The following is an 8,732-nucleotide window of genomic DNA, read 5'->3' on the forward strand; positions in this document are numbered from 1 at the left end:
TATGTTGAAACCAGCTTTTCTTCATAACGCACCTCTGGATGCGGCAAAAAGAAAATCGCTGGCGTTGGTTAACGTCAGTATGAGGGATTGCTTGAATTGATCTTGCGCCATGGGGCTTTTCTCCTGTGGCGCAGCAGGTATAGGTTGTTCAGGCCTATGACGGGAGTGTAACAGATTTTTGGGTAACGCGATAACCAGCCCTTTCCAGCATCTGGGTAAACAACGTAGGTGTACCAATAATTTCATTATCCTGAAGAGGCATGAAAGACACCATGCTACCGCGACGGTACATCAGGGCGCGCTCACACTCAGGAAATGATTGCAGCCTGGCAACGATGACTCCATCGTGACATCTGATGACTGCGTAGCCTTTTTTGGGCAATCCTAATTTTTCTTTCACTTAAACTCCCCCATGCAAACGGGATAAAAGTAACACCCAAAATAATTAATAAAACCAGTCGTCAGCACTTTCCCAGGTTTCCTGGAGGATAGTCTCAATTTTCTTTTTATCTTCCTTGTCACCACCAAACACACTTAAACCATCGGAGCCTGCACGTCGTATGCTCAAGCTGCAATTCTCATAGTGGTTTCCCAACCTTTTAAGCAATTCTTTCTCCAGCGCCGGAACTGCTCCCTTTGGAAGTTCTTTAGTACGATCAATGGTTAGTTCAACTTTCATATTAGCCTCCACCGCATATACTGTATATTTGTACAGTACACCGATACATTGAAATGATCAATGACTTAAGAGCACAAATTGTTAACCTTAGCCTATAAATGAGATGCAAAAAAAAACCCGCCGAAGCGGGTTCAATCCAATGAGGACTTGTTGTTTTGACACCATTGTAAGTATTGAGATATCAACGTCCTTAAATTTGGATAACTGCTTTGATTGGGATTGATTGCGCAACTTTCATATGCTCGTCTCCCCCTGCAACTTTTTCAGGTTCTGTCTAACATACCCAATCAAAATAACAACTGTGTCAGGTATCCCATAATAATCGCCATGCCCAAAATAACGGTCAGAAATGCAGCAATCAAGGGTGTTTTGAACATTGATTTAAGCAGTATTACTTCCGTCAGACTAGCTCCTGCGCTACCAATAATCAGAGCCATTACTGCTCCCGTTCCCATGCCTTTATCCATCAAGACTGATGCCAACGGAATTACTGCCTCAGCACGTATATACAACGGTATTCCAATAATTGCACTTAGTGGAATCGCAAACGGATTATCATTCCCAGCATGAGCAGCAATCCACTCTGCAGGTATAAAACCGTAGATAAACGCCCCTATAACAATACCTAACATCAGATAAGGTAATACATCTTTAAATTGAGTCCAGGCATCCTGAAATGCCAGTCGTATCGCACCAGGCTCTCTTACTACACTTTTCGGGAAGAATTGTTTATTTGTTTGGCCCGTCTCGCAGCTCAATTCACAATTTGTGCCCCGAAATGCTGAGAAACTCTTAAACGTTTCTTGTGGTTTAGAACAACTATTAGCCCCTATGTCCTGTTGATTTGATACAGAACAGCAAGCTGAAACACTCTGTAGTTTAGTTTCAGGAGTTTTTCCACTGCTAACACCACAACAGCTAGCCAGCGGTTTTGATGTTTCGACAATATGTCGGTCAAAACCAAGCACATCTAACAAAATACTTGCCAGTACGGAAACTGTTGCAGCTATAACAGCGTATAGCAGGGTAACTTTCCAACCAAAAGTAACCCACATCAGACCAATGATTATCGGGTTAAGCAGAGGTGAAACAAACAAGAATGTAAGTGTTGGACCGAAGCCTGCTTTTGCTGATAACAGTCCGCGTAACATGGGAATTGTAGAGCAGCTGCAAAACGGTGTTACAGCTCCTAACAGCGATGCAAGTATGTAACCTCTCCCCTTTCTCGCCCCTAACATTCTTTGAATCTTTTGGTCCGGAATTTTTTGCCTGATAAGGCTAACACCCGCACTAATCAGAAAAAAAAGCGCAGACAACTCGACAGCAAGAAACAAGAACATCTCTGCCGCGTTAGTAAACATAGAAATCCAGCTATTCATGAAACCCCCTATAAACCATATTTCTAGAATAATCGAATTATTGAGGTTAGATCAACATATTTCTGGTATTATCGAAATATCAATAGATGAGGAAGGTACCATGCAACTAGAAGAAGTAGCTAAAGCTATGAAAGAATTAGGACATCCAACACGTTTGTTTATTTTCAAACACCTTGTTAAAGCCGGTGAACAAGGTTTACCTGTAGGTGATCTACAAAAACAACTTGCGATTCCATCTTCAACACTGAGTCATCATATATCCGCTCTTGTTTCCGTAGGTCTGGTCAAACAAAATCGCGAAAGCCGCTCCTTAATCTGCGTTTCTCAATATGACAAGTTAGAGTCGATTATTGATTTTCTACGCGAAGAATGTTGCATCAACAGTCCAAAGATTTAAATCGAGGCAATCCATTGTTTTTATTTGATAAAGGAGCCGCCTAAATAACAGGCGGCTCTCCTGTCGCTTATTTCAATTTTTTGCCTGCATCATCAACGACTTTCTCGCCATCTTCCTTGGCGAAAGCCCCTTTCTGAGCATCAGGAAGGATATCCAGAACAACTTCAGAAGGACGGCACAGTTTGGTTCCCAGCGGTGTTACCACGATGGGGCGATTAATCAGGATCGGATGCTGCAACATAAAGTTAATTAACTGGTCGTCAGTAAATTTATCTTCGGCAAGACCCAGTTCCTCATATGGCTCGACGTTCTTACGTAGTAACGCCCGGACGGAAATGCCCATATCAGCAATGAGTTTGACCAGCTCATCGCGTGAAGGTGGAGTCTCAAGGTAAAGAATAACGGTCGGCTCATTACCGCTGTTGCGGATCATCTCAAGCGTGTTACGCGACGTGCCGCAGGCAGGATTGTGATAAATGGTGATGTTGCTCATATCAGTATCTCATTACAAAGTGAAAGAGAGACGTAGCGCCAGCGCTGCCAGCGTTACAAACAGCACAGGCAGAGTCATGATAATCCCGGTGCGGAAATAGTATCCCCACGTGATGGTCATATTCTTCTGTGAAAGTACATGTAGCCAGAGCAGCGTTGCCAGGCTACCAATAGGTGTGATTTTCGGCCCCAGATCGCAGCCAATCACGTTGGCATAAATCATCGCCTCTTTGATGACGCCGGTTGCGGTACTGCCATCAATAGAAAGAGCGCCAACCAGCACGGTAGGCATGTTGTTCATGATGGAAGACAGGAAAGCCGTCAGGAAGCCAGTACCCAGCGTCGCGGCCCAGAGTCCTTTATCAGCCAGCACGTTCAGAACACCTGAAAGATATTCGGTTAGCCCTGCGTTGCGCAGACCGTAAACTACCAGGTACATCCCCAATGAGAAGATGACGATCTGCCAGGGTGCACCATGTAGCACTTTACCAGTGTTAATGGCATGGCCTCGTTTCGCCACTGCAAACAGAATTATCGCCCCAACCGCTGCAATCGCACTAACGGGAATACCGAGCGGCTCGAGGACGAAGAAACCAACAAGCAGGAGAATCAGAACTATCCAGCCAGTGCGGAATGTAGCCGTATCTTTTATTGCCTCTGTTGGTTTCTTTAGGAGGGCCAGATCGTAAGTTGGCGGGATGTCCTTGCGGAAAAACAGATGCAGCATAATTAGTGTGGCAATAATGGCGGCGATATCGACCGGTACCATCACCGATGCATATTCGGTGAATCCCAGACCAAAGAAGTCCGCCGAAACAATATTCACCAGGTTCGACACGATAAGCGGCAGGCTGGCAGTATCGGCAATAAACCCGGCTGCCATGACGAATGCCAGCGTGGTACCTTTGCTGAATCCTAATGCCAGCAGCATAGCAATAACGATTGGTGTCAAAATAAGTGCCGCACCATCGTTGGCAAACAGTGCCGCCACCGCTGCGCCGAGCAGGACGATATAGGTAAAGAGCAAACGGCCACGACCGTTACCCCAGCGTGAAACATGCAATGCCGCCCATTCGAAAAAGCCTGATTCATCGAGCAGCAGGCTGATGATAATCACCGCAATAAAGGTCGCTGTCGCGTTCCAGACGATATTCCACACCACCGGAATATCGCCTATATGCACAACGCCAGAAATCAAAGCCAGGCCCGCGCCCAGCGTTGCACTCCAGCCGATCCCTAATCCTTTCGGTTGACAGATAACCAAGACAATGGTCAGGACAAAAATAGCGCCTGCCAGTAACATACACCCTCCTGACAGGGCGGATCTGCCGCCCTGTATAAACAAAAAATTAACTCGCCAACTCTCTGAGTTTTTCAATACCTGTTGGCTCAGAAGCCAGTACCGGAACGAGCGCTATATGGTCAGCGTGCTGATTCTTAACAGCCTCAATCTGAGGCTGTTCCTGCTGAGCGCGCTGGCAAAGCAACGGAGAACGCGTATCCGCGATGGAAAGGCTGTTATTGATAATCCAGCCCCATGGATGAATCCCCGCTCTTTCAAGGTCAGCCTGTAGGCTTGCCGCTTCCAGTACCGGTGTGGTTTCAGGCAGAGTGACCAGCAGAACTTTGGTTCGTTCCGGGTCCTGAAGCTGCATCATTGGGGTAGTAAAATGACCTTTCTCCCCCATTTTTTTGGCAATCTCTCGGTGGTAAGCCCCGGTAGCATCCAGCAACAACAGCGTGTGCCCAGTGGGAGCTGTATCCATGACAACAAACCGCTTACCTGCTTCACGAATCACTCGGGAAAAAGCCTGGAACACGGCAATTTCTTCAGTACAGGGAGAACGTAAATCTTCTTCCAATAGCCGTTTCCCTGCTTCGTCCAGATCTTTTCCCTTCGTCTCAAGAACATGCTGGCGATAGCGTTCGGTTTCATCGTGAGGGTTGATGCGGCTGACCTGCAGGTTTTTGAGGCTGCCGTTCAGCGTTGTACTCAGGTGCGCAGCGGGATCAGAGGTGGTGAGATGCACGTCATATCCCATGTCTGCCAGCCTTACGGCGATGGCAGCAGCCATCGTGGTTTTCCCTACACCACCTTTGCCCATCAACATAATCAGGCCATGTTCACTGCGGGCGATATCATCGACCAGGTCAGAGAGCGATAAGTTTTCAGGCGTGTACAGGACGTTCGGTACCGGGAGCGGTAATGCATCAAAACGGGTATCCAGCAACCCCTTCAACGCAGACACACCAACCATATTTACTGGCTGGAGTAATAAGGTATCTCTCGGTAGCTCAGATAAACCAGCAGGAAGATTTGCCAGTGCTTCCTGCTCCCGTTGCCATATCGCAGCAGCCAGCGCGTCATGTTCAGCTTCGGCTTTAGGCAGCACACCATTAATAACCAGGTACTGGTTTTTCAGGCCAATTGCGGCCAGTTCTTCATGGGTGCGGGCTACTTCCTGCAGCGTAGATTTTTGCAGTCGTGCAACCAGAACCAGGCGGGTACGTTCAGGATCGGACAACGCCTCTACCGCATGAGCATACTGCTCACGCTGCTTTTCCAGCCCGGCCATTGGGCCAAGACAGGTAGCACCATCCGGATTACTTTCAATGAAACTACTCCAGGCACCGGGAAGCTGGAGAAGGCGAATCGTGTGGCCCGTCGGCGCTGTATCAAAAATGATGTGATCGAAGCGGGTCAGCAGGGAAGCGTCTGTCAATAAGCCGGTGAACTCATCAAACGCCGCAATCTCAGTCGTACAGGCTCCTGAAAGCTGCTCGCTGATACTGTTAACAACGTCTTCAGGCAGAAGACCTTTGATAGGATCAACGATTCTGGAGCGGTATTGTTGGGCAGCTTCCTGAGGGTCAATCTCCAGAGCGGAAAGTCCAGTAACTGCTGTCACAGAGCGAATGGTGTTACCGATAGCCTGGTCGAATACCTGACCGACATTGGAGGCTGGATCTGTACTGACCAGCAAAACCCGCTTACCTTGTTCGGCAAGGCGGATAGCCGTCGCGCAGGAAATGGACGTTTTTCCTACGCCACCCTTGCCAGTAAAAAACAGGTAAGGCGGGATATTCTCTAAGAATTTCATATGTCCTCCTGACATATTCAGCAACAGGAAGTATTACCACCACAGCAGCTGGTGGGAGCTAACCCTACCTTCTCCAGCGGAATACCGAACCAGCGAGCCAGCTCAGCGCGTTTTGGGTATCGCCCAGCCATCACCGTTTCACCGTCCAACAGCAGTAGCGGAAGCCCTTCTGCTCCAGATGCTTCGAGGAATACTTTCGCTTTCTCATTATGAACAAAGCTCATGGGCTGCTGCGCCAGGTTATAACGTTCAACCTGTACGCCACGTCCTTTCAGCCACTGCACATCAGCAGAGAAATCAACCAGAACCTGATCGACATCTGAGCCACATACGCCGGTACTGCAGCACATTGCCGGGTCAAACACCGTTAACGTCTTCATTCTGAATACCTCACATTCGAAAAATCATATATGTTCAGGCAAATTTTTTAGATGCAAACAGCCTTACCGCTACCAAAGCAGTTTGCCGATGCCAGCTTACGGGCGATGGCCTGTACGTCGTCCTGTTGGCTTAACCAAGCCTGCTCAATTACCTGAGCAGCCCATGACGGAATATGCGGAGATAAGCGGTAGTGAACCCACTTGCCCTGCTTGCGATCCAGTAATAATCCACTTTCCCGGAGCATTGCCAGATGACGGGAGATCTTGGGCTGCGACTGATCCAGCGCCGTACAGAGATCGCACACGCATAGCTCTCCCATTTCTCTAAGCAGCAACACGATGCCCAGCCGAGTTTCATCGGAAAGGTTTTTGAAGAGTTGTAGAGAAGTTAGTTCAGCCATTTTAGTCTCCTGAATTCTCTCCGTAGTTTCCTGCAATAGTTGAGTGTCGTCAACCATCACATTCGAAAATTCGAATGCGATGGCTATGTGGTTTTAATATCAGATTTACTGATTGTTCATTATTCAATTTGTTAATCCTGCCGCTTTTCGACGCCTGTATTCATCTATCAGTAATTGTGCTGGCGTTGGTCCTGCCGGATGGCGCGGCGCTTCCAGTTGACGTCGAATTGGTGGGACACTTAGTCCATTACCAACATGCTTCGACCACTTCGTGAGTAACTTTTCTGCCAGTCGTTTCAGCTCCCCCTCTGTCATTTGTCGTTCTACGCCCGTTCTGCGCATTTCAAGGCAGATGTGATACAGCACGGGCTGAGGCCATGGATATTTATCGCTTCCTGAATACCGATATGACTCATTGCGCCAGCGCCGGTATTCCGTCATAACCTGCTCCGATGTCAGTCCGAATGGATTCGCTCCACTCACTGAAACCAGAGAAACAAACTCAGCCAGGTCAGGCGGCCATGTATTTCCCATCGCACAGCGCTCCATGCACTGCTGACAGACCAGCCGAATTTGAGGTTCAGTCATCGAACCTATCTGGGCTATCCAGATAGGCGAAGGCTCCGCCCCGTTCTTCTGGGTCCATCGGTTCGAATACACCTCCCCCATGACCTGCCACAGTCGCCAGGCTGTTTCCGTCGCCATCAAGTCCATTCCTGCGGCGCCACTCTGCGTGTGCTGACTGAATTTGCTGAACTGCCCGGGATGCTGTTGGTTCGGATCCTGCTCCCACATGACTGTTACCTCCGGTTTCTGGTTTTACCTGCGTTCTCACCCGGGCTACATGTCGGGCAAATTTTTGTTCCCACTGGATTTGAGTAAAAACTTTCCCTTCCGACTCCCAATACGCGGTGAATTCTGCGAGTTCAGTCAGAAGGTAATCTGGTTCAGGCAGGGGGATACCCCACGATGCAGCGCGCTGTCGGAAGTCTCTGGAGGGAAGCCAGCTATCTGTCATGCTGAATTTCCCGATCGGTTCATCAACACCGTCCAGGTATCGGGGCATGACCGGGGATGGCAGTTCATCCCCATTCGGATTTTTCATCGCGCCCGCGTTAAGAGAGGGGTTTAAGATCTGTTTACTGCTAACTGCTTTCTGGATACCTGATGGCAAAGGTTTAGCCAAAGACTTAGCCTTATCCTTAGGCAAAGCGAAAGCCTTATCAAAAGCCGTCCCCATAGCGTCAGAAACCCCGTAGCAGGCGGCTTTGAGAGCTTCATATGCTTTATCTTTCAGTGAACATTCAGGAAGTAATTCAAACGATCTTGCCCATGATTTGATCACGTTCACTGATGCTGGAGGGTTATGTTTCACCGCGTTAGGCAACCAAAAAACTCTGGCTTTAAGGTCGGCTTCCACCATACCTAACGCTATGGCTTCGCCTAAGGCTAAGTCGAAGGCTTCGACTTCCCAGTTTAATTCTTCGGCCATAGCCGCCCTTCCCGCCTTATACAGCCCGGGTATAATCCCCGTGAATGGGCCTGTAAGCAGGTAAATAAACAGACTCTGCCCACTTGGCGGGAGTGGTGATAAGGCTCGAAATTTAGGATCATCCCACATGGTGATCTTCACCTTACGGTAAGGCTCGTTACTAGCCTTACTCTTAGGCATGGCCTTAGCCAAAGGATTAGGCATACTTCACCCCGCGAGTTGCAGTAATAATGGTCATTGGTCAAAACTCGATTAAAACAATTGCGGCGCTACGGCGCTTATGCTCGCCAGTAGTGGTCCCGTCGCATCAGCAGGTAACATGTTGAATAATGCGATTGCCGCCTCACGAATTTCCTTCTCGAGCTTTTGTAATGGCGCGCCAATTAATTTCGCATGGTGTGCCTCACTGCA

11 protein-coding genes and 1 pseudogene are annotated in these 8,732 nt (G+C 48.5%); 1 reads left to right on the top strand and 11 read right to left on the bottom strand.

Annotation, left to right across the window (positions count from 1 at the left end; all coding sequences use genetic code 11):
• Positions 1 to 154: 154 nt before the first annotated feature.
• The 3 genes from OGV74_RS01160 to OGV74_RS01170 form a co-directional block, all read right to left on the bottom strand.
• Positions 155 to 400, bottom strand: coding sequence for a hypothetical protein (locus tag OGV74_RS01160; protein WP_071681812.1), 246 nt, complete (start codon positions 398 to 400; stop codon positions 155 to 157).
• A gap of 45 nt (positions 401 to 445) precedes the next feature.
• Positions 446 to 679: a DinI family protein gene (locus OGV74_RS01165; RefSeq protein WP_038641360.1), complete on the bottom strand. Its 234-nt coding sequence runs from the start codon at positions 677 to 679 to the stop codon at positions 446 to 448.
• A 287-nt stretch (positions 680 to 966) separates the two neighbouring features.
• Entirely contained in the window at positions 967 to 2,058 is a 1,092-nt protein-coding gene (locus OGV74_RS01170; protein ID WP_079224614.1) for a permease, read from the bottom strand.
• A gap of 100 nt (positions 2,059 to 2,158) precedes the next feature.
• Between OGV74_RS01170 and OGV74_RS01175 the strand changes: the two genes are divergently transcribed.
• Complete coding sequence (locus tag OGV74_RS01175; protein WP_038641364.1) at positions 2,159 to 2,455, top strand: ArsR/SmtB family transcription factor; 297 nt, start codon at positions 2,159 to 2,161, stop codon at positions 2,453 to 2,455.
• A gap of 67 nt (positions 2,456 to 2,522) precedes the next feature.
• Here the strand turns inward: OGV74_RS01175 and arsC are convergent, their stop codons facing one another.
• The 8 genes and pseudogenes from arsC to OGV74_RS23340 all read right to left on the bottom strand — a co-directional run.
• Positions 2,523 to 2,948 carry a glutaredoxin-dependent arsenate reductase gene (gene arsC / locus OGV74_RS01180; protein WP_038641366.1) on the bottom strand — a complete coding sequence of 142 codons (426 nt, stop codon included), beginning with the start codon at positions 2,946 to 2,948 and terminating at the stop codon, positions 2,523 to 2,525.
• 12 nt (positions 2,949 to 2,960) lie between these two features.
• Positions 2,961 to 4,250: an arsenite efflux transporter membrane subunit ArsB gene (arsB, locus tag OGV74_RS01185; RefSeq protein WP_038641369.1), complete on the bottom strand. Its 1,290-nt coding sequence runs from the start codon at positions 4,248 to 4,250 to the stop codon at positions 2,961 to 2,963.
• A gap of 46 nt (positions 4,251 to 4,296) precedes the next feature.
• Positions 4,297 to 6,048: an arsenite efflux transporter ATPase subunit ArsA gene (gene arsA / locus OGV74_RS01190; RefSeq protein ID WP_284956714.1), complete on the bottom strand. Its 1,752-nt coding sequence runs from the start codon at positions 6,046 to 6,048 to the stop codon at positions 4,297 to 4,299.
• 17 nt (positions 6,049 to 6,065) lie between these two features.
• Positions 6,066 to 6,428, bottom strand: a complete 363-nt coding sequence (arsD, locus tag OGV74_RS01195) for an arsenite efflux transporter metallochaperone ArsD (protein WP_038641374.1) — start codon at positions 6,426 to 6,428, stop codon at positions 6,066 to 6,068.
• Between the two features lie 47 nt (positions 6,429 to 6,475).
• The gene (gene arsR, locus OGV74_RS01200; protein WP_038641375.1) at positions 6,476 to 6,829 is read right to left on the bottom strand and encodes an As(III)-sensing metalloregulatory transcriptional repressor ArsR; all 354 of its coding nucleotides are present in this window, start codon (positions 6,827 to 6,829) and stop codon (positions 6,476 to 6,478) included.
• Between the two features lie 123 nt (positions 6,830 to 6,952).
• Complete coding sequence (locus OGV74_RS01205; RefSeq protein ID WP_286520160.1) at positions 6,953 to 7,498, bottom strand: replication protein P; 546 nt, start codon at positions 7,496 to 7,498, stop codon at positions 6,953 to 6,955.
• Positions 7,410 to 8,321: a DnaT-like ssDNA-binding domain-containing protein gene (locus OGV74_RS01210; protein ID WP_223307938.1), complete on the bottom strand. Its 912-nt coding sequence runs from the start codon at positions 8,319 to 8,321 to the stop codon at positions 7,410 to 7,412. Before OGV74_RS01210 ends, OGV74_RS01205 begins: the two co-directional genes overlap by 89 nt.
• A gap of 252 nt (positions 8,322 to 8,573) precedes the next feature.
• Positions 8,574 to 8,732: pseudogene (locus OGV74_RS23340) on the bottom strand (toxin YdaT family protein); the annotation flags it as partial.

It is taken from the genome of Citrobacter sp. Cf116 (genome assembly GCF_030336505.1).
GTDB classification, from domain to species: Bacteria; Pseudomonadota; Gammaproteobacteria; order Enterobacterales; family Enterobacteriaceae; genus Citrobacter; species Citrobacter freundii.